This window comes from Flammeovirga yaeyamensis (genome assembly GCF_018736045.1).
GTDB classification, from domain to species: Bacteria; Bacteroidota; Bacteroidia; order Cytophagales; family Flammeovirgaceae; genus Flammeovirga; species Flammeovirga yaeyamensis.
This window is the reverse complement of the sequence record NZ_CP076132.1, coordinates 3,047,653-3,069,866: the sequence shown is the minus strand read 5'-3', so window position 1 is coordinate 3,069,866 and position 22,214 is coordinate 3,047,653. Positions and strand designations below refer to the sequence as shown.

Sequence of the window (22,214 nt, the reverse complement as noted above, 5' to 3'; positions counted from 1 at the left end):
CTCGATTGCTCAAGTACTTTTTAGTTTAGGTGTAAATTGAGAACTCCTCGTTCTATATTTCCTTATAAAGTGTAAGTTCCATGTTATCAGCCTCAACAGCTAACGATTTAGTCACAGGATTTCCCTTGCTATCAAAATACGTCATCTGATAGGTTTTATTTTTATCCAAATAGAATTGTAAAATATCATTCATGTCTTTTAAAGGACCTGCTGTTTTACCACTTTCAATGATTTTCCTATCGGCAGAAATTGTCACTTCAGTTTCCACACGATTATCACTAATTAAAGTACAAGCCTTATTTTTGAACATTTTGATTCTTACGGCTACTTTACCTTCCTTACCCACATTTTGAGCTTGTTCTTTGTGCCAAAGATCAATATATCTATCCGTTACATTATGTGCATGAACGTATTTAATATCGTAATCCCAAACCAAAGGGAAATCGTATTGAGCGGGTTTCCATGAGGAAGCATAAATCCAATGTTTTGGGTCTTTAGTATCTGCCACACCTGCGTCTGCCAAGAACCATGATTTATCTAATCCAGATGGATAGTATTCAGTAAAATACCATTGTCCTTTTAGCCATACTTCGTTCCAGTTATGGTTGCCTTCTTTTGTTGTCCAGTTTGGTGTACCTGCTAAACGTGTTGGAATACCGACACTTCTAAAAGCATCTGCTAATAATACAGATAAACCAGAACAAGAAGCTAAACCTTGGTCAATTGACTCATAAGGAGATTGGTCCGGCTTTTCTCTTTCTGTAGAATATTTTACTTTCACCACATCAATAATTGTATCATTAATAATGGTAATCGCCTCTTCCATAGTTTTGCAATCTTTTACGATAGGAGCGAAACGATTGTAGAAATCTTCTCTCCAATCATCTCTTCTTTCGTTCATTAAAGCATACGGAAGAACATCATTGTAAAATACAGAATCTGGAATTTCATTTCCCCAAGGGAATTCGTTTTTAGCCTTATACGCCAGATTAACATTCTTAATTAGATATTCGGCAGATAATGTTTTTAAATCTCTCTCAGGCATATAGGCAATCAAAAAAGCCATTGCATTTACCTTATCCTGCGACATTTCATCAATTGCTAATTGTAGTTCAGCTCTGTTTTCTCCAGCTTTAGTTAAAGCGATGTTAAGGTCTTCTACGTATTGTGCATCAATTTTTTTGGATGGAGAGCATCCAAAAACGAATAGTAAACTCGACAATACAAGTAATAACTTTTTCATTTTCATTGATAATAGGTTCAAATAATACTGTAATCTACAATTTATTCGTGTTTTTGAGTGTTTATGAATGTTATTACTTATTAATAGTCTATTAAAAAACAAAAGATGCACGTTTGTGCATCTTTTGTTGAAGTATATAATGTTTTTATTAAAGTGCTTCTGCAATCAAATCGTCTAATTCTTTGGAATCAGGAGCGGGAGCAAAGCTATTTATTAATTTCCCGTTTTTATCAATTAGAATAAAACGAGGGACAGTGTAGACTTTATAATTACTGTAAAACTGATCTACTTTAGAAGTCCAAATATTGTTTTTAATCTCACCTGAATAGTCAATATAGTCTTTCCAATGTTGTTGATCACGGTCTACAGATAGGGAGATGATCTCAATGTCTTGCCCTTCGTATTTCGACTTTAAAGCTTTAATATCTTTTATTTGTTGATTGAAGTTCTCATTCCAAGTCGCCCATACATTAATATATACTACTTTGCCTTCATGATTTTTTAAATGAAATATTTCTCCATTCGCATCAAATGCATGAATGATAGGGGCAACATTCCCATCTTTCATAGTGGAATTGTTTTTCAAAGTTGCGATTAATTCTTCTTTATGAGAGTAATCTGGATAATCGTGTAAGAACTGATATAAGGACGCTTCGTTGTTGTCTTTTAATCCTTGAGTGTTAATTGACTCTGCTATTGTAGAAGCGATAAACATCTCTTTTAAACGAGGTTCTATATCTAAATTCTGAAATTCGTCTGTTCTTAAGTCAAAATAGAATTCACCAGCTAACTGATAGATCTCATCGTTAAGGAACATCAAGTTTAGATAATTCGGAATGTAATATGATAAGTAATTGAAGTTCTCGTCATATAATTTTTCTAGAATATCGATATTAAAATTTTGAATATCATATTGCTCAGGTATACTATAGTCTTTTTGTCGACCATACCCTGTTTGTATAGCATGCTTGATGTGTAAAAATGCAGCATCAAGTGCAATCATTTCTTTAATTTCTAATTGTTGTTGTTGGGTTATATCCGTTGGAATCTCTTTGATCAAATCACTTTTTAATTGAGATATCTTTTCTTCCAATTCCTCCTTTTGTGTATTTCTGAGGACATTGTTTTCTAAAAAGTGATCAAACTTAGCTTGTATATTAAATACACTTTGATTGTAATTCCCTAGATCACCTTTAAATACAAATTGATTATTTTCTTCTCTAATAATCTCACTTGAACCAGAGGGGGTAGCGAAGAATTCTATTTCTAAATCACCATCTTTTAAAGTGATGAAAGCATTTTTATCAATTGTATAGTGGATTTGATTTCCTTCTATATGTGATGGGATTTCAATTTCAGAATGTGATAATGCACTGTTCATTACCAGTTTTATATCACTTGAGTTGGGGTTTTGATACACTAGAGAATTTTCCTTTTTAGCACAACTAATAAAGAAAATCATCAAAATAAAAAAATAGCAGTTTTTCATGTTTGCTTGTTTTTTAAATAAAGAATTATGGTCTAGAGCGAGTAGTAGAATTATTATGCCAATTTTTATAATTATCTGAACATAAAAAAACGGATACATTTTCACGCATCCGTTTTCAATATTATTTAGGAAATGATTAAACCACCACGTTTACAATTCTCTTTGGAACAAAGATGAATTTTTTGATAGGTTTATCCTCTATCCATTTTTGAACTATTTCATTAGCAAATACGGCTTCTTTGGCTTCTTCTTGAGAAATATCAATTGGTAAATCCAATTTCACTCTCATCTTACCGTTGATAGATACAGGGTAAGTATGTGAAGCTTCAACAAGCAACGATGCATCAAACGATGGGAATTCTTCAGTTACAATCGAGGTAGTTTTACCCAAAGCCGTTTGCCATAATTCTTCAGCAATGTGTGGAGCGAAAGGAGATAGGATCACTAGTAATTGCTCCAATACCTCTTTCTTATGACATTTTGCAGCAGCTAACTCATTAACACATACCATGTAAGCAGGAACTGTAGTGTTCAAGCTCAAGCTTTCCATATCTTCACCTGCTTTCTTGATCGTCTTGTGTAAGATTTTCAATTCTTCAGGAGTTGCTTTTCCATCAACCACTAATAATTCACCAGCGTCACTGTAGAATAATCTCCATAGCTTACGAAGGAATTTCCAAACACCGTCGATACCTTGCATCGACCATGGCTTCGATTGCTCAAGTGGTCCTAAGAACATTTCGTATAAACGAAGTGTGTCAGCACCATATTTCTCAATTACTACGTCTGGATTCACCACATTGTATTTCGATTTTGACATCTTTTCTACAACGTGACCACAGATGTATTTACCGTCTTCCAAGATAAATTCAGCGTTAGCATAATCTTGACGCCATTGCTTGAATTTCTCAGTGTCTAAAACATCATTTTCTACGATGTTTACATCAACATATAACGGTTGAACATCATAGTTTTTTTTCAATCCGTGAGATACGAATTGGTTAGTACCTTTTACTCTGTAAACAAAGTTCGAACGACCTTGGATCATACCTTGGTTTACGATTCTTTGGAATGGCTCTTCATGGTTGATGAAGCCCATGTCAAACAAGAACATGTTCCAGAATCTAGAGTACAATAAGTGACCAGTTGCGTGCTCAGTACCACCAACGTATAAGTCCACTTGATTCCAATACTCAGCAGCTTCTTTAGATACAAATGCCTCTTTGTTTTGAGGATCCATGTAACGTAAGAAGTACCAAGAAGAACCTGCCCAACCTGGCATTGTCGTTAATTCGTAACCGAATTTACCATCAAATTTCCAGTCTTTAGCATTTCCTAATGGAGGATCACCTTCAGGTGTAGGTAAGTATTTCTCTACTTCTGGTAAATCCAAAGGAAGTTGCTCGTCTGGAACCAATTGAGGAATACCGTTTTCATCAAAATATACTGGAACTGGCTCACCCCAATAACGTTGACGTGAGAATACAGCATCACGGATACGGAAGTTTACTTTCGCTTTTCCTTGACCTGCTTCTACTAATTTATCGATAGCAACTTTGATCGCCTCGTCTGACTCTAAGCCATTCAAGAAACCAGAGTTGATCATTTTACCTTTTTTGACTTCAGTTGGATCTTCCATGTCTTCAGTTCCTTCAATCACTCTCACGATTGGTAAATCGAAGTGATTGGCAAAACGGAAGTCACGATCATCTGATGAAGGAACGGCCATTACAACACCTGTTCCGTATCCCGCCAATACATAATCAGCAATCCATAGAGGAGTTTTTTCTCCAGTTAATGGGTTGATTACATAAGAACCAGTAAACACACCAGAAACCGTTTTTACATCCGATTGACGCTCTCTCTCTGATCTGTTTTTAGCAGTTTCAACATAGGCATCTACTGCTTCTTTTTGCTCAGCAGTAGTTAATTCAGGAATTAACTCATGTTCTGGAGCAAGAACTACATAAGTTACACCGAAAGTAGTATCTACTCTTGTTGTAAATGCAGTTAATGTGATGTCTTTATCAACAACTTTAAAGTCGATTTCACATCCGATAGATTTACCAATCCAGTTACGTTGCATTTCTTTCAATGCATCCGACCAGTTCAATCCATCTAAGTTATTTAATAGACGATCAGCGTAAGCTGTAATACGCATCATCCATTGTTTCATTTTCTTACGCTCAACTGGGTGTCCACCTCTTTCAGAAACACCATCTTTCACTTCATCGTTGGCTAATACTGTACCCAATGCAGGACACCAGTTTACCATCGCTTCAGATAAGAAAGTTAAACGGTACTGAAGTAAAACTTCAGCTTGAGATTTAGCATTGAATGATTTCCATTCGTCAGCTGTGAATTGTGTAGCGTTATCATCACATTCAGCATTGATACCTTCAGTACCGTTTGCTTCGAAGTGAGCTACTAATTCAGAAATGTCTTTTGCTTTGTTAGCATCCTTGTCGTACCAAGAGTTGAACAATTGTTGGAAAATCCATTGTGTCCATCTGTAGTAGTCAGGAGATGATGTCTGAACCTCACGATCCCAATCGTAACTGTTACCAATTTTGTTGAATTGGCTTTTGAAAGTACTGATGTTTGACTCTGTTGTAATTGCAGGGTGCTGACCAGTTTCGATCGCATATTGCTCTGCAGGAAGACCAAAAGAGTCAAATCCCATTGGGTGTAGCACATTAAATCCTTTCAGCCTTTTAAAACGTGAAACGATATCCGATGCGATATATCCTAGAGGGTGACCTACGTGAAGACCTGCTCCTGAAGGGTACGGGAACATGTCCAATGCGTAATATTTTGGCTTATCAGAGTCAATATCTACTTTATAGATATTGTTGTCTTGCCAGTACTTTTGCCATTTCGGCTCAAAATCAATATGGTTGAATTCAGACATACTGTATGTTGTATTCTAAAAAATAAAATTCTACTTGATGATAATTCCGGAGTTTCCTCACAAAAAAATCAAGCAAAGATATAAATAATTACGGTTTGATAAATGTAATAGGGGATTGAATCTTCGATTTTCAAAAAAGAAAAAAATAAACGTTAATTATATGACCTCTTTAATGATAAATTTTCGACCATTAAACATTACTTCTTCCTCTTTTGATTTTCCAACAAACAATCGTCCAATAGGGGATTGAGTAGAAATAACAAAGACCATTTGATTCTCGAATTTCACTTGACCCAAACTGATAGATAAATAATACATTCCAACATTGGTGACCACTAAACTTCCGGGGCCAACTGTTTTTGCATCAGTTTCTTTTAACTCTTCCATCACCCTTAAAAGTTGAAGATTTTGTGAAAGTTGCTCACCCATCTTTTCTTTTTCTAAGTGCGCCATCGCACGGGCTGTATCATGTTTATCTCCTGCTGTACTTCTCGTTTCTGCATTGGCAGAATTTTGAGCAGAGTTCATCGCTTCTTCAGCAGATTTTATTTTTTGAACAACAATTTCTTTGCAATGTTCTTTGAGTTTTAATTTAAAGTCTTTGTTCATACATCAAAATTAATAATAGGGGATTGAATCTAGTAATTTTTTTAATTGAAATCATCATAAAACAAAAAAGGCATACCGAAGTAAGCCTTTTTCTATATGGGATGTTTTCTAATATCTATTTTGCTGCTTTCTCTTCCTCAGAAGATTTTACATTAATTTCGATGTCAGAAAAGATATCTTTTTGACCTCTAATAAGGTCTTGAAGTGTTTCTCTTTCTCTAATTAAATGAGGTTGGCCATTATAAACTAATACCTCAGCAGGTCTAAAACGTGAGTTGTAGTTCGAAGCCATGCTATAAGAATAAGCCCCAGCGTTTTCGATAGATAAGATATCGCCTACTTTAATTTCACTGATTTTACGATCGTATCCAAAAGTATCTGTTTCACAAATGTATCCAACAACATCATAAACTCTTTTTGGAGCAGACGGGTTTGATACATTTAAAATGTGATGGTAAGCATCGTACATCATTGGACGGATCAAGTGGTTCAATCCTGAATCAACCCCTGCAAATACTGCAGCAGGAGAGTGTTTTAATACATTCACTTTAGTCAATAAATGACCTGACTCAGAAACTAAATATTTACCAGGCTCAAACCATAATTCAAGTTCACGGCCGTAGTTTTTACAGAATTCTTGGAAAGCAGCTGACATCTTTTTACCCAATTCAGGGATATTAGTTACAATATCACCCTCTTTGTAGGCTACTTTAAATCCAGAACCCATATCGATAAACTGTAGGTTAGGGAAGTCTTTTGCACAATCGAACATTACGTTGGCAGCCATCAAGAATACTTCTGAATCCAAAATATCAGATCCTGAGTGCATATGAAGACCTACAACGTTGATGTTATGGCTTTCGACCACTTTCTTTACATGCGACATTTGGAAGATGGAAATACCAAATTTAGATCCGATATGACCTACTTGGATTTTCGCATTTCCGCCGGCAGTAATATGCGGGTTGATACGAATCGCACAAGGAACTGTATCTTGGTAAACATCACCAAAGTGTTCTAAAACTGCGATATTATCTATATTGATTACTACACCCAACTCAACTGCTTCTTGAATCTCTTCGAATGAAACAGAGTTAGGAGTAAATAATATTCTCTCTTTAGGGAAGCCAGCTTCAATACCTAGCAAAACTTCTTGAATCGATACACAATCCAAATCCACACCATATTCCTTTACCAATTTAAGAATACTTAAATTAGATAAAGATTTCATAGCGTATTTAATGCGTAAATTTACACCAGAAAAAGCACCTCTAAGTGTTTGAATCTGGTTGATGATTTTATCTGCATCATAAACATAAACAGGTGTTTGAAACTGTTCTGCAATATCTGTTACAGGTACGCCCTGAATGGTATATGTTGAATTTTTTAATTCCATCTTTGGAAATTATTGTATGTGATAATTTTTCTATTTGACAAAAGTAGAGAGATTTTTGTACTACTCCATATTATTATATTAAATTGACAAAAATAACACTAGTTGTTTTATTCGTAACAATTGGTATTTTTTAAAACTGATATGCTAAAATACTTTCAACTCACATTAATTATTAGCCTTAGTACATTTTTTAACGGTTTCTCTCAAAATGAATTTGACTTATTTAGAGAAGTTTATAGTCCCCAAAAGAACACTTTGATCTCTAATTTTAGTATTAATTCGGCATTAGGTATGTTGGATCTATGTGTCGATGAAGGGGCACAAACTGAAATAAACCAACAACTTGGAGTAAAGAAAGCAGAAGAATATGTGAAGTTTAATAGTATGTTGAGGAATAAAATCACCTTTAATTCTACTTTCTATTCAGTTCATAACGCTTTATGGTTAGATAAAAGTTATACTGTTAAATCAAACACTAAGAAAGAATTACAGACTTATTTTGATTTATATATAAAGTCGATGTCCTTTTCTAATGCGAATCTAGTAAAAAACAATATCAACAATTATGTAAACGAAAAGACGGAAGGGAAAATCAAAGAAATAGTTTCTAGTATTGAAAAAGATGATAGAATGCTTCTTATCAATACAATTTTGATGAAAACCCCATGGAAGAAACAGTTTCAAGAAAAAGATACTAAGAAAGGAGATTTCAATTTACCTAGTGGGGAAATCAAAGAGTTGGATTATTTATTTGATTTAAACAGAAAAATTAAGTGCTACAGTACAGATAGTTTAAAAGTGGCCTCTTTGGAATTTGATGATAATAAGACGGAATTATTGCTTATCATGCCAACAAAGGAAAGTATTGATTCATTCATGTCTTCGGATATATCAAAGAAAAAAGTAAAAGAATATCAGAAACTGATGACCGAAGAAGAGGTTTATTTTAAAATGCCTAAAGTCAAAATGTCATTTTCCAATGATTTAATTCCTGCTTTAAAAAAATGTGGAATTGAAAGAGTCTTTTTACCCGGACAGTCTGATTTTTCAGCATTAATTAAAAATGAAACAGATTATTTATTTGTTTCAAAAGTGATGCATAAAACAGTATTAGAGTTTAATGAGTGGGGGACTGAAGCCGCAGCTGTTACCTCTGTTGCAGTAAGTCGTTCAGCAATACAGCCAGAAAAACAAGAATATTATTTTAATAGACCTTTTATTTTCATCATCAGAGAAAAAGCTACGGATGCATATCTCTTTATGGGTACATTTCTTGGGAAATAAAAAATCCCAATCTCAATAGAATAATTGTGATTGGGATGAAAAAATTTGTAGTCATACAATGAGTATTAATACATTTAATTTTTTCACTTAACGATATATCATTAAAAAATTATTTTATCTATTTATAAATCAAGCCTGAAGTAAAACTGACTGTAGTATAATTCCGATCTTTAGTTTAAACAAAGATCTTCATATTTTTTCTCAATATCAACACCTAAGGCTTTTGCTTTCTGAAAAACATTACAAGCTTTGTATTTATCTCCTTTATCAAATAATAGCTTGGCTTGTGTGTAGAACAACTCTGCTTTTATTTGAGAATAATTTTCTTTGAACCCTTTAGTTTGACTGAAATCGTCAGCTTTTGCAAGTGCAATATCAATTTGTAATAAGGCACTATTAAGTTCGCCAATGTTTGCATAAGCATTGGCCTGTTTATTAAAAACAGTGATCAGTTCTTGGTGATTACCGTCTATCTCATCAAAAGATTTAATGTATAAATCATATTGCTTAATCGCTTGTACTTTTTTGTTATTGTTATTATGGATGTCACCCATCAATAAATAAGCAGAAGGATCTGGAGTTGTATTATTTTTTGTAGGAAGAGTGGAAGAGACCATGTAAGCATTGGCGTATTGCATGGCTTGTCTTTCACTATTTGCTCCTCTAGCCGTCAACGTTTTTTCATTTAACTGTTGATGCTCAGAATACAATAAAGCCATACGAAGATTGGCTTCAGAACTACCCAATGATAAAGCTTTCTTATAATGTTCTTCCGCTTTTTGAGGATCTGCTATAGTCTGACATTTACCATCCTTATAAATATCTCCAAGATAAAGTTCAGCTTCGGCCAATTGCTGATCACTTGCCTTGTTTAACCAAGCGATTGCCGTTGCTTTATTATCATTGTAATAATATTTTCCGAGCATAAGCTGAGCTTCTGAATCTCCTTGATTGGCACGATATGTTGCATATTCAAGATCAGATGCATCCAAATATTGAGCTACATTGATTTTTTCAAGTGCTACAGCAGCTGATGCAATACCGTGATTGGCAGCTTTTATATACCACTTTACGGCTCTTTCCTCACTTTTCTGAACACCAAGACCTTCATGATACATCTTACCCAATAAATATTCTGCTGTATCTGAACCAACATAAGCAGCTTGTCTTCTCCACTTAAAAGCAGAATTTAGACTTTTGCGAACAGGAGGCTTTCCTTCTTCATACATATCAGAAAGTTCTAACATAGCAGGTTGGAAATCCTGTAAGGCAGCACGCTGACACATTTCCAATGCTTTTTTATAATTCTTCTCCTTAGTATAAATATCAAATAACTTAAATTGAGCCTCAGCCTTATTAAGAGATATTGCTTGATACTTTAAGAAATCCATATTCTCGGAATCCATTAAAGTGGTAGGGTCCATTTCTCTAAGTATTAAATCAGCTTCACGAATTCCTTCATTGGCTGCTTTAAGAAAATAGGTACAGGCTAATTTCGAATCTTTGGTTCCTGCCAATCCTTCTTTATAAAATAACCCGACTTCGTAAGCGGCTTTTGCATGACCATTGTCTGCAGCCTTTTTGAAATACGAGAAACTTTTATTTAAATCTTTAGGAACTTCTTTACCATTTAGGTAAGTCATACCAAGAAAATAGTCTGATGCTGAAGAACCATTTTGGCTCATATATTCTTGGTAGTTTACATCACTGTCTTTTTGGTTGTAGTTTTCTAGTTTTAATTCTTCAAGTTTAGCTTTTACAGATTCATCGCCTTCTTTCCAGGCTCTCAGATAATAAAAAATGGCTGAGTTTTTATCTTTGGTTACATATTTTCCTTCTTCATAAAGGTTACCTAATTCAATACTTGCTTCTTTTGATTTTCCATCTGAAGCGATTTTGAGTAATTTAACTGTGGTCCCATAATCTTCTTTTTCTTTTTTAATTTTAGCTAGGGCCAAGGAAGCATCTACATGACCAAGAATAGCCGCTTTCTCATAATTAGCGGATGCTTTCTTCATGTTTACTTTTTCAATCTCACCTTTTTGATATATCAACCCAAGTTGATAATAACTTTCGGCATCATTATTAAACTTTGCTTGTTTTTTTAGTTGATCTATATCTTGACTAAAAACAGTAAACTGAGTTAATAATAATAGGAATGTTGTGAGATTGAGTACACTATTATTAAAATTTATCATGCTTTATTTAAGCTCTGCAATAGAAACGTATTTATAACTATACAACTATAACTATTAGAAGAGGCATTTTCTTATATTTGTAGGAGATTTTTTTTAAAAAAATTCTAAAATCAAATTAAATAGTGAGTAAAGCATATTCAGCTTCTAAATTTATTTCCCTTTTCAGCTTAGTTATTCTTTTATTTCCCCATGATAACTTTGCTCAAGATTCGTTAGGGACATCTTTTAAGAAAGGGAGGGTTTTGTTGTCTTTATCATCTTCCACAGATGCCATAAATTTTTATGATCAAGATCTAAAATCACCCGTTCAAGGAGTGCAGACTGGCTTTGATTTAAAGACCGATGCCCATTTCTTTTTAAGAGATAATTTTAGTCTTGGCGGTAGATTAGAAATGAATAAAAAAAGTATTGACAATCTAATTGCGACGAATCAAGAATATTTTAAAATGAGTGTCGTTTTTAGAAGGTATTTGACAAAAATGTCTAATGGAGGAATATACCCTGAGGCTTTATTAACTTACGGTAGAAATTTTGTTGAGTCTAGCTATTTACAACAACCAACTCCAATTAATCAGTCTTTTGAAGGAAATATTTTTGGAGGTGGTTTAGGAGTAGGATTTACTTATTTAGTAAAACAACATTTTGGTATCGATATAGGCTTAAATTACAATATTTATAGGCTTTCAGGGGAAAATACTGACAAGATTTTAAATACCGTAGAGCATTCCGAATATACAGAATTACATGTCTCATTTAGGGTTGGATTTGTTATTTTATTACACGATAGAAAGAACTAATGAAAATTAAATTAATCACATTCATCAGTATAATGTTCTTTTCTATTACTTTATTAGGGCAGAACACTAAAGAAAATGCTTTGATAGAAACAGATACAATGAGGATCAGTAAATCGACTCAAATTATTGGTTTACCTATCATTTTCTATACTCCAGAAACAAGTTTTGGTATAGGTGGAGGACTTCAGTTTTTTTATCTTGATAAGATCAATAAATTCAATTTAAGGCAAAGTTCTATGATGATTGATGCGATTTACACTGCAGAAAATCAGTTTATCATAGATGTGAATCCTAAACTCTTTTTTAAAGAAGGAAACTATTACTTTGATGCCGCATTTAAATATAAAATCTTTCCCAACTCTTTTTGGGGAATAGGTCCCGATGCCAAAGAATCTGATAAAGAAGAGTACAATATGAGTACGGTGATGATTCGAGCGGATATTCTTAAGCGTTTACCTGAATCTGATCTTAACTTTGGAGTACAATACCGTTTTCAGAGAGATACTTTTTTAGAAAAACAAGAGGGAGGAATGATGGATAGCGATTCTATTCCAGGAAGTGAAGGCGCCCAAATAAGTGGACTTGGATTTATCTTTAATTTTGATGATAGAGATAATATTTTTTCTCCAAACACAGGCAACTATTTTCAGATGAATACATGGTTTGCCAGTAGAGTTTTAGGTAGTACCTATTCATTTAATAAATATATCATTGATCTAAGAAAATATTTTGCACTTAGTGATAAAATGACTTTAGCCACACGAGCCTATTTAGAGAATTCTTATGGAGACGTTCCTTTTCAACATCAATCTTGGTTAGGTGGGGGCGATCGTATGAGAGGATACTTTAGAGGTAGATATATTGATGATCAATTGTATACTTGCCAAGTAGAAATGAGGTATAAAATACATCAACGTTGGAGAATAAATGCCTTTTGTGCCTTTGGAGAAGTAGGTCCTACTGTATTGGATTTATTCAATGGGCTTAAATTTTCAGGTGGAGGCGGAATCCGATACAAGTTCTTAAAGAAAAATGACACCCTTATCCGTTTGGATGTAGGTGTCAATAGAGATCTTGGTACAGGTGTTTATTTTGGAGTTAATGAAGCTTTTTAATATTAATATATAAACTCAAAAGCACTTCTATAGGCTCCAATTTCATTAACGAAATCAAACATTTCTGCATAATATTTATTTCTGGTGATGGTAGCAGAATCGCCTATCATGACTAACTTTTTCTGTGCTCTTGTCATCGCAACATTCATTCTTCTAGCATTAGCTAAAAAACCAATTTCACCATCAGGATTAGATCTTACCATACTTATATAGATAATCTCTCTTTCCTGTCCTTGGAAGGAATCTACAGTATTAATATTGATCACTTCTTTGATTTCATCAGAAATATCCGATTGGTATAATGCTCTTCTGAGCACTTTGACTTGTGCAGAATAAGGAGTGATGATACCAATATTATTTGGAGCTTCTTGAAGCTGTATCAGATAATTTTTGAGATGAAGAATTAATAAATTGGCTTCCTCAATATTGTAAGTACTTAATGATTCTGGATTTACTTTTTCTTCATAGCCTGTTCCCGCTGTATCAATAAATTCCATAGGCTGATCATCATCAAACATCTTCCATTCGGCATTAGTTGAAAAAGCGTCTAATTGATTATCATAAAAATATTTAGAGGAGAAAGCCATAATATCCTTGTGCATACGATATTGAGTCTTCAACATTTTATCCACATTTTTATGATCAATGATTCTTTCAAAAAGAGTATATTCTAGCCCTTTTTTAGCCGCTTGAATCGACTTTATAGTGGGAGGTAATTGTTGATGGTCTCCTGCAAAAATGATTTTATTTGATTTTAAAATAGGGATCCAACATGCAGCTTCTAATGCCTGACCTGCTTCATCTATATAAGCTACTTCAAAACGTCTTCCTCTTAACATTGGAGTAGTAGATCCAACAAGAGTACATGATATTACTTGAGCATTATCGATTACATCTTTAGAAATATATTCTGATAGTGATCTGATCTCTTTTCTTAATTGATTCGCTTCTTGATAGAGTGCTTTTCGTTCTCTTCTTTGATCAGGTCCAAAATTTCTTTTGAATTTTCTAGCCGCATCTCTATGTAAAGTTTCCTGCTGTTTTATTGCCTTTAGTTCCTTGTATCGTTGGTGCTTTTTGATTTTAACATCAAGCGTCTGATTTAATATTTTTTCATCGACACGGGCAGGGTGTCCTAATCGCACGACATTGATTCCTTTTTCGGATAGCTTTTCAGTTAATAGGTCCACAGCAGCGTTACTAGGTGCACAAACTAGAATTTGTTGTTTCTTTTTGAGTTCCTGATGTACACATTCCACTAAAGTAGTCGTCTTACCTGTACCGGGAGGGCCATGAATTACGCCAATTTGATCAGCGGCAAGTACGTGCATTAAGGCATCGTTTTGACTATCGTTTAATTGTGGGAGTTGGAAAGGATAGATTTTTGAAGTTGAAGGGCTTTCATTCCCCAAAATGATCTTTTTCATTTTATTCAACTCCTTGTCTTCTGAACTCATGCAAATGTTCAGTGCTCGGTCCATTTCTTTATAGGAACTTTCATCAAAAAGCAATTGAACTCCCAATTTACCATCGTGTAGCCACTCTGGTTCATCATCCTGATTAAGCGTCATCGTCAGCTCATTATCTTTTACGAAGTTGACGACTGCTTTTGCGTTATCTTTTGCTTCGTGATTGTTTCCCGATTGGGAGAATAAGGAGATACTTTTACCAGTAGAAAAACTATGACTTTGACTCGTGGCACTATCTCTAGATATTTTGATGACAATTCTATCTCCAGAATCGTAAGTGACATTTTCAAGTTTAATGGGAAACCAACATACACCTTTCTTTTTCCTTTCTTCGATGGAGGTATCACTCATTAGTTTTTTGTATTGTTCTAAGTCCTCTTTTCTTTCAGTTTCTAGTAAATCTATCTGAAGCTTAAAATGTTCTTTTATATCCATATTTTTTTTGTGGGATGCAACCTTTGATTTTATTGATTGTCTTTGGTGTGTAATTGATTGAAAAGACAATCAAATTCATGTGTTCAATAACGGACAAACGCGTACGGGATTGAAACAGATAATTTTCAAATTATCAAAATTTTAATGAAATAATTAGAAAATTTGTTATTTAAAATATCAAATCCTATAATTGTTTCAAATATTATTAAAAAAGGTTTTTTACTAGTGTCAACTATTCAACTTCCATCTCTACTCTTACAGTAAAAAACCTAGTGTTAAATTAATTAGTGTCAAATAATTTACAAAATGAAATTAACAACTATCATTATTGGACTATTACTAGTTCATGGACTGTCTTTTGGTGCCAATTTTTCTGATGGCGATGAACCAAATGCTAAAGGAGCAATCTTTGGTAAGATTTACGACCAAGCTTCTAAACAACCTCTTGGATACGTATCTGTCGGATTGTTAGATCAAGACAACAAAACCGTTACGGGAGGTTTAACCAAAGATGACGGCTCTTTTATGTTATCAAAAGTACCTCATGGTAAGTACAATCTGATCATTCAATTTGTTGGATATGTAAAGGTACAAAAAGAGATAGAGGTATCGTCTTCATCAAGTAAAATTGATGTAGGAGAAGTACATTTGGAAACAAATGTTGAAGAATTAGATGAGGTAGAAATCGTTGGTGAAACTCAATTGATCGAAAATCATATCGACAAAAAAGTGATCAACGTAAGTAAGGCAATGATTGCCAATGGTAATTCTACTTCTGAGATCTTAAATACGTTACCCGAAATTAATGTAGGGGCAGATGGCTCTATTTCTTTAAGAGGTGATAACAATGTTAGAGTTCTATTAGATGGAAAACCTTCACAATTGGACATTAATCAATTGTTACAGTCCTTACCAGCAGATGCGGTAGAGAAAATTGAGGTAATTACGAACCCTTCTTCTAAATACGATCCTGATGGATTATCGGGTATTATCAATATCGTTACAAAGAAAGATGCATTTAAAGGACTGAATGGTAATTTCAATTTGAATGCTGGAACGAATAATAAATATTCAGGATACGTAGGCTTAAATTACCGAGTTTCAAAATTTAACTTTTTTGCTCAAACATATATGAGTGATGATGAGTGGGACAATACTAGAGAAATGACTAGAACGTTTGATGATGAAAATACAAACAACTTCTTTCAAACGGAAAATATGAATGAAAACAGTGGTTTCTCTATGTTTAAAGGTGGTTTTGATGTATTCTGGGATTCAACAAACACAACTACCTTGTCGCTTCAGAGATGGCAATGGAAATCAAATAGTCAATCGGATTTTAATGGTTACTATTTAGATCGTAATGAAAACATTGTCGATACAGAATATCAAAGAGGTAGAAATTATAATTTAGGTGGAGGATATAACTTCAACTTAAACCATAGAAAAGAATTTAAAAATGGTGAATTAGAATTAGATGTTTTTGCCAATACTGGTGAAGCTGAGTTTACTCCTGAAAATGCTTTTCAACAAGGAGAAGAACTGAAGCCATTAAATAGAAACAGTAATATGGCGAATTGGTTGTATGGATCTTTCCAAGCAGACTACAATCAGAAAATTAATGATAAATCTTCTTTTGAAGTAGGGTATAAAGGTGAGTTGCTTTCAGCTAAACTAGATATAGAAAATATTAATTATGTAGCAGATGATTCATTGGTTTATGGTTACCCTTATGAAAGTCAGATTCACGCTATGTATGGATCATATTCTTTAAAACTGAACAAAACGAGCTTTAAAGTCGGTTTAAGAGGTGAAGCAGCTCATATGGAGGGTAAATTAGAAAGTCAATCATTAAATGATACTTCTTTTGTAATTGATTATGCATCTATTTTTCCAAGTATACACATCAAACAGCAAGTGGGAGAGAAGAGTACTTTTGGTGTGAGTTATTCTAGAAGAATTAAGCGACCTGATATCATGCAGTTATTACCTTCAGAGATGTCATCAAATCCTAAGAGCGTAGTGATTGGTAACCCTAGTTTACAGCCATCATATACCAATTCCATGGAGTTATCTTATAATTATATGGGCACAGGAAAGGTGTCAGTCAATTCTGCATTGTATATGAGACACAGTACAGATATCATTCGTGAAGTATTGGATTACCGTGAAGATACCGACGTGACAGTAACAACATATGCTAATTTGGGTGAATCGATGACTGGTGGATTATCGTTATCTTCTGATTATAGAATGTTAGATTGGTGGTCTTGGAATGGATCTTTAGATTTTTATTACTTAGATATTAAAGATACGAACGAAGAATTAACTATTCCTGTAGAAGGATCTCCTTTGAACTGGTCGGCAAAGTTGAATACTAAAATAACACCTATGAAAGGGCTTACGCTTCAAATTATGGGTAGATATACAGCTGACAGATACGATGCGCAAAGAATTACTGAACCAGCGTATTCTATGGATATTGCTTTAAAGAAAAGTATTCTTAAAAATAAAGGTTCTGTGAATTTAAAGGTAAACAATTTACTGTATAGTGGAGAATTGAGAACGGTTTACGGTAATGGTTTCAACGAATTCGTGAACTATCAAAGAGAAAGTCCAGTATATAGAGTATCATTCTCATATGCTTTTGGTGGACAGTTTCAAGGAAGACAAAAAAGAAATATCTCCTCTGGTGGAGGAGGTTTATAGATCATACTTTATTAGTAGTTAAGACAATAGTTAGGTTTTAAAGGGTGCTATATTTTGTAGTACCCTTTTCTTTTTGAAAAATTCTATTTATATATTGTGCTGAATTAAACTAAAATCTGACAAAAATGAACTATTCATCATTAGAAGAAAAGCTGGAACGTGTAGACGACCATATCATAGGTATTTGGAAATTCAAAAGAAAAGGAATGTCACCTAAGTGGTGTGCAACCTACTGCTGGGAAGGAGAATACTATGATATCGAAGGAAAACCCACTGTAGAAGAAGTACTCGATTGTTTATATAGAGAACTCGTTCTTTTACAACATGGAGAAGAAGTAACTTTGAGTGTATAAAGAAGAGGGGTTAATCCCCTCTTGCTATTTTAAGTTTTTCCACCCACCAGCATTATATACTTCTTTTACACCGGCTTTTTTAATCTGTGCCATTGCAGAAGAGGCTCTAACACCAGATTTACAACAAAGAATTAAAGGTGTGCCTAATTTAAATATCTCAGGCATTCTTTTGTGAACTTCATTTAGAGGAATGTTTACAGCTCCATCTGCATGCCCACTATCAAATTCTCCTTCTGTTCTTACATCTAAAATTCTTGCACCTTCAGCTACTAATGCTTTGTAATCTACTTTTGGTCCTAAACCGAATAGTTTTCTTAAAAATTCCATATAATTTATCGTTTTTAAAATCTTTTTGTGAAGATAAAAGATGCAAAATATTCTGTTTGTGATAATTGTTACTTTAATATCACTTTATTTCTCCCAAGATTTACTTTTCCAATTTTCTCTAATTGCTTCAATAATCTAGAAATTACTTCTCGAGAAGTATTTAAGTTCAAAGCAATTTCAGAATGTGAGATATGAAGCTCGTTACTATCTTTAATATCACTTAGCTTACCAAGGTAGTTTAATAATCTTTCATCCATTTTTTTGAACGCTAGCTCATCTATGGCTTTAAGGAGGCCATCAAAACGTACTTTGTAGGCATTCATTACAAAATTTCTCCATTCTGGAAAACGCAGCATCCATTCATCAATTTTGGCAATAGGTACTTTGTAAACCATGGTATCCTCCTCTGCAGTCACTCTAACTGCACTTTCATTATACATCATGGCAATAGTACATGTTTCTCCGTATTCCAAATAGTACAGAAAAATTTCATTTCCATCTTCGTCTTCTCTTGTTACTTTTAGAACACCCTTGGTAACAATAGGAGCAAAGTTCATTTCTTCGTTTAAGTCAATTAGGTATTCTCCGGCTTTGACTTCTACCGATTCACCAAATTCCAAAAACTCTTTTTGTATTGGGTGGTTTTTGTCGGTTAATGGGAAACTATTTTGAATAAATTGTTGAAGTAGATGTATCATTATTATAGTTTTATATATGTTGGTTTATTCATATGACAAATATACGATAAGTAAGCAATCTTGGTTAAAAAATTAGGGCATATTTGAAAAATACAAATATGCCCATTGATACTTTATCCTATTATGGAATCAATTTATGATTTATTTCTTGTTGCCCAACTCCAAACAAGGCGAGCATCCCCAGTAGAAAAGTTATTCATTCGATCTAATTCAGATTGATTTTCGAATTCAGGACCGAACTCTTCATCCATAGTTATCAAACCAAAATCTCTGTCTTTAATATTAGATAAGATTTTCCCTACTTTCTGAACAGCCTCTTTTCCTATAACTAGCCAAGGGTTTGTTCTTCCTAGAAGATTGGTTACTTGACCAAAAGCTTCATCTCCTAATGCACCTTCAACATCGCTAAGAATCTGACCTGCGTTTCTTGCGTTTTCTCTTGAATGTCTAAGGAAAACACGCACTTTAATTCTACGGCTTTCTGGCATATTTCGATCTAGAACGAATAAACCATTAGCACCGACAGCATCTTGTGGTTCAAAATAAATTTTATTTTCAGCTCTAGGTTTTAACTGTATTACTCCATGACTTTCATTAGGGATAGTCGTCAAAATCCATTTGTCTTTATCTGTTGGATGTTCTGTAAGTACTACAAAATAAAGTTTCCATCTTTTTTTTGGTCTTAGAATTTCTAATTCTTCAAACTCAAGAATAATTTCTTCCATAAGAGTAGTTTGTTTTTTTTGTAATGTTAAGGTCTTATTAATTTTTGTTTCAACAAAGAGGATTTGTTAATAATAAAATGAAGATACAATTTTTAATTGAACTTTATTGCTTAACTTTTCGCATTCAAATTATATATTATGACGAAAGAAGAAATAATTGATAAGTTAGAAATGATGCCTCATCCGGAAGGAGGGTATTATATCGAAACTTATAGGTCGCATAAAACTGCACTGATCAACAAAAATGATATTGAAAGAAATATCTCAACTGCTATTTATTATTTACTTGGAGAAGGTGATTTTTCTACATTTCACCGACTGAAATTCACAGAGCTTTGGCACTTCCATTACGGATGCCCAGCAGAGATTGTGGAAATAACTCCAAACGGAGAAGTGATTAAAACAGTTATAGGTGTAGATATTTTAAATGGACAAGTTCCTCAATATATTATTAAAGGTGGAAATTGGTTTGCAGCAAAACCATTGACAAAATCTGCTGAAGATTATGTTCTTGTAGGATGTACTGTTGCACCTGGATTTGAATTTGAAGATTTTGAAATTGGAATTGCTGAAGAATTAATCAAAGAATTTCCTCAGCATGAAGAATTAATCTTGAGCTTTAAGAAGTAGTCAAGTTTATTATATACTAGGAAGGAAAATTTCGAGTTGTTGTTTTTTGTTTTTAGAAAACTTCACTTGGTATTTTCCTTTTAATTTTTCTATAATTTCAGAAGTGATAAATAGACCTCTAGTGTAATCATCATTGATGAAATTAATAGACATTGATTTATCAAATCCATTATTTGAAGCTGAATAATCTCTTGGTGATATATTGTCTGTAAAAACCACCATCACTCCAGATTTCTCCTTTTTGATTTCAATTAGTAATTTGATTTCAATATCTCTTGTGACTAATTGAAGTAAAGTTGTGCAGATGTTTTTAAATAAAAGGTCTATTCTTGTTGCATCAGAAAAATAGTCCTCATTTTTCATATCGTTTAAGATAGATAATTTGATGTTGTAGCCAGAATGATTTAAAAAATCATCGATTACACTCATTATACCTTCCCAATTCACTTTTCCTATTTTAATATCAGTTTGCTGATTATAGTAATAAGCCAATATTTTCTGAAGGTGCATATCTTGAGTCCAAATAGTGTGTTCTAAATGAGGTAATAATTCTTTAGAACTCTTTGGACTGCTTTTCATCAATTGAATAATACCTTGGATAGTTGTAAGTGGACCTCTTAAATCGTGTGCAGCTCTATATACAAAATGATCTAACTTCTCTTCAATTTTATTTTGATTAGAGATGTTTAGAATTACTGCGTTTAGTCCCTTCACTTTTTTATTTTCAAGAATAGGGGATAAAAACACCTCAACGGCTTTCCACTCTTGATCATATTGAATTTTAAATGAAGCATGGGAGGTCGACTTATTATCCAGCACTTCTTTTTGAAAAGAGACAATATCTTTACCGACATCATTAGAGACAATCGTCGATATTTTTTTTCCAATATGTGTTTCACTTAAGAAACTAGAAAGCTGTCTTTGAATTCCTGATCCTACCCAAGTTAAATTTAAATCAACATCAAACTGACATAATTTAATTTTTGAGTTGTCTAAGATAGCTTCATAACGTTGCTCGTTATTCTTTAAAGCCTCTTTTGCTTTAATTAAAGCAGTTAAGTCTTTTATAAAGCATACGATAAATGGAGCATCATCGTCCGTAGAAACAATTGATGCTGTGATTTCTACAGGAACCTGAATATTATCAATAGTTTTAATAGAAACCTCGAATACTAAGTGTTTTTCTTTTTTTAAACGCTCAAAAATAGATTTTACTAACTGTTGCTTCTTTAACGGTAAGAATTTTTTGAAAATTGAATTTAAACATTCTTTTTCATCATATCCTGTAATCTTACTAAAAGAAGGGTTGGAGTAAATTATTTTTTTGTCAAAAGGATCTATCCAAATAATTCCATCATGAGAATGAAGATAGATGTCTTTAAACCTTTTTTCTAGTAATTCTTGATCATTGTTCTGGGCTACAAATGAGGCATTTACGAAAACTTCACCTATGAAAAATGGTGTAATTTTCACATCGTATTTTGTAGGTTTCCCACTTTGACTTATAGAAAACTCAAAATATACTATGTCCTGAGAATCAATGCTTTCTTGAATTTTTTGCTTGAAAATAATTTGATTTTTGGGAGATAAACCAACAGCAATAGAACGCCCTTCTTCGAAAGTATGTTGACCTTGAAGGAACCGCTTAGATATAAATTTAACATTACCTGTACCAGAAATAACTAAGTAATGTTCTTCTTTATCCTTAATATCAGCTTTTGGGATGTTTCTATTTTGGATAAAAGCTTGCATTGATTTTGTAGCAAAGAATTACAAAATGTTGATTTGTTACTTGTCAAATATAGTTAAAAAATATTTAATAAACC

The 22,214-nt window shown here is 33.4% G+C and carries 17 protein-coding genes; 6 read left to right on the top strand and 11 right to left on the bottom strand.

The window, feature by feature from the left end; all coding sequences use genetic code 11:
- Positions 1–52: 52 nt before the first annotated feature.
- From KMW28_RS12095 to lysA, 5 genes are all read right to left on the bottom strand, one after another.
- The gene (locus KMW28_RS12095) at positions 53–1,243 is read right to left on the bottom strand and encodes a transglutaminase-like domain-containing protein (RefSeq protein WP_169663197.1); all 1,191 of its coding nucleotides are present in this window, start codon (positions 1,241–1,243) and stop codon (positions 53–55) included.
- Positions 1,244–1,391: 148 nt separating this feature from the next.
- Positions 1,392–2,732, bottom strand: a complete 1,341-nt coding sequence (locus KMW28_RS12090) for a TlpA family protein disulfide reductase (RefSeq protein WP_183363873.1) — start codon at positions 2,730–2,732, stop codon at positions 1,392–1,394.
- Between the two features lie 136 nt (positions 2,733–2,868).
- On the bottom strand, positions 2,869–5,643 hold the full coding sequence (leuS, locus tag KMW28_RS12085) for a leucine--tRNA ligase (RefSeq protein WP_169663199.1): 2,775 nt from the start codon (positions 5,641–5,643) through the stop codon (positions 2,869–2,871).
- 156 nt (positions 5,644–5,799) lie between these two features.
- Positions 5,800–6,252, bottom strand: coding sequence for a 3-oxoacyl-ACP synthase (locus tag KMW28_RS12080; protein WP_169663200.1), 453 nt, complete (start codon positions 6,250–6,252; stop codon positions 5,800–5,802).
- 115 nt (positions 6,253–6,367) lie between these two features.
- Positions 6,368–7,648, bottom strand: a complete 1,281-nt coding sequence (lysA, locus tag KMW28_RS12075; RefSeq protein ID WP_169663201.1) for a diaminopimelate decarboxylase — start codon at positions 7,646–7,648, stop codon at positions 6,368–6,370.
- Positions 7,649–7,789: 141 nt separating this feature from the next.
- Here lysA and KMW28_RS12070 point away from each other — a divergent pair, with 141 nt between their 5' ends.
- Complete coding sequence (locus KMW28_RS12070; RefSeq protein ID WP_169663202.1) at positions 7,790–8,932, top strand: serpin family protein; 1,143 nt, start codon at positions 7,790–7,792, stop codon at positions 8,930–8,932.
- A 170-nt stretch (positions 8,933–9,102) separates the two neighbouring features.
- Here KMW28_RS12070 and KMW28_RS12065 read toward each other — a convergent pair whose 3' ends face one another.
- Positions 9,103–11,130 carry an SEL1-like repeat protein gene (locus KMW28_RS12065; RefSeq protein ID WP_169663203.1) on the bottom strand — a complete coding sequence of 676 codons (2,028 nt, stop codon included), beginning with the start codon at positions 11,128–11,130 and terminating at the stop codon, positions 9,103–9,105.
- Between the two features lie 122 nt (positions 11,131–11,252).
- Here KMW28_RS12065 and KMW28_RS12060 point away from each other — a divergent pair, with 122 nt between their 5' ends.
- The gene (locus KMW28_RS12060) at positions 11,253–11,927 is read left to right on the top strand and encodes an outer membrane beta-barrel protein (protein WP_169663204.1); all 675 of its coding nucleotides are present in this window, start codon (positions 11,253–11,255) and stop codon (positions 11,925–11,927) included.
- A complete protein-coding gene (locus tag KMW28_RS12055; protein WP_169663205.1) occupies positions 11,927–13,042 on the top strand; it encodes a BamA/TamA family outer membrane protein in 1,116 nt (371 codons plus the stop codon). The genes KMW28_RS12060 and KMW28_RS12055 overlap by 1 nt, the downstream gene beginning before the upstream one ends.
- Positions 13,043–13,044: 2 nt before the next feature.
- Here the strand turns inward: KMW28_RS12055 and KMW28_RS12050 are convergent, their stop codons facing one another.
- Positions 13,045–14,946: an AAA domain-containing protein gene (locus tag KMW28_RS12050; RefSeq protein WP_169663206.1), complete on the bottom strand. Its 1,902-nt coding sequence runs from the start codon at positions 14,944–14,946 to the stop codon at positions 13,045–13,047.
- A 306-nt stretch (positions 14,947–15,252) separates the two neighbouring features.
- Between KMW28_RS12050 and KMW28_RS12045 the strand changes: the two genes are divergently transcribed.
- Complete coding sequence (locus KMW28_RS12045) at positions 15,253–17,655, top strand: outer membrane beta-barrel family protein (protein ID WP_169663207.1); 2,403 nt, start codon at positions 15,253–15,255, stop codon at positions 17,653–17,655.
- Between the two features lie 125 nt (positions 17,656–17,780).
- On the top strand, positions 17,781–18,008 hold the full coding sequence (locus KMW28_RS12040) for a hypothetical protein (RefSeq protein ID WP_169663208.1): 228 nt from the start codon (positions 17,781–17,783) through the stop codon (positions 18,006–18,008).
- A gap of 24 nt (positions 18,009–18,032) precedes the next feature.
- Here KMW28_RS12040 and KMW28_RS12035 read toward each other — a convergent pair whose 3' ends face one another.
- From KMW28_RS12035 to KMW28_RS12025, 3 genes are all read right to left on the bottom strand, one after another.
- Positions 18,033–18,335, bottom strand: coding sequence for a rhodanese-like domain-containing protein (locus KMW28_RS12035; protein ID WP_066206702.1), 303 nt, complete (start codon positions 18,333–18,335; stop codon positions 18,033–18,035).
- Between the two features lie 68 nt (positions 18,336–18,403).
- Positions 18,404–19,033, bottom strand: a complete 630-nt coding sequence (locus tag KMW28_RS12030; protein WP_169663209.1) for a Crp/Fnr family transcriptional regulator — start codon at positions 19,031–19,033, stop codon at positions 18,404–18,406.
- A gap of 134 nt (positions 19,034–19,167) precedes the next feature.
- Positions 19,168–19,758 carry a hypothetical protein gene (locus tag KMW28_RS12025; protein WP_169663210.1) on the bottom strand — a complete coding sequence of 197 codons (591 nt, stop codon included), beginning with the start codon at positions 19,756–19,758 and terminating at the stop codon, positions 19,168–19,170.
- Positions 19,759–19,896: 138 nt separating this feature from the next.
- Here KMW28_RS12025 and KMW28_RS12020 point away from each other — a divergent pair, with 138 nt between their 5' ends.
- On the top strand, positions 19,897–20,388 hold the full coding sequence (locus tag KMW28_RS12020) for a cupin domain-containing protein (RefSeq protein ID WP_169663211.1): 492 nt from the start codon (positions 19,897–19,899) through the stop codon (positions 20,386–20,388).
- Between the two features lie 9 nt (positions 20,389–20,397).
- Here KMW28_RS12020 and KMW28_RS12015 read toward each other — a convergent pair whose 3' ends face one another.
- Positions 20,398–22,140: a PAS domain-containing sensor histidine kinase gene (locus KMW28_RS12015; protein ID WP_169663212.1), complete on the bottom strand. Its 1,743-nt coding sequence runs from the start codon at positions 22,138–22,140 to the stop codon at positions 20,398–20,400.
- Between the last annotated feature and the right edge of the window lie 74 nt (positions 22,141–22,214).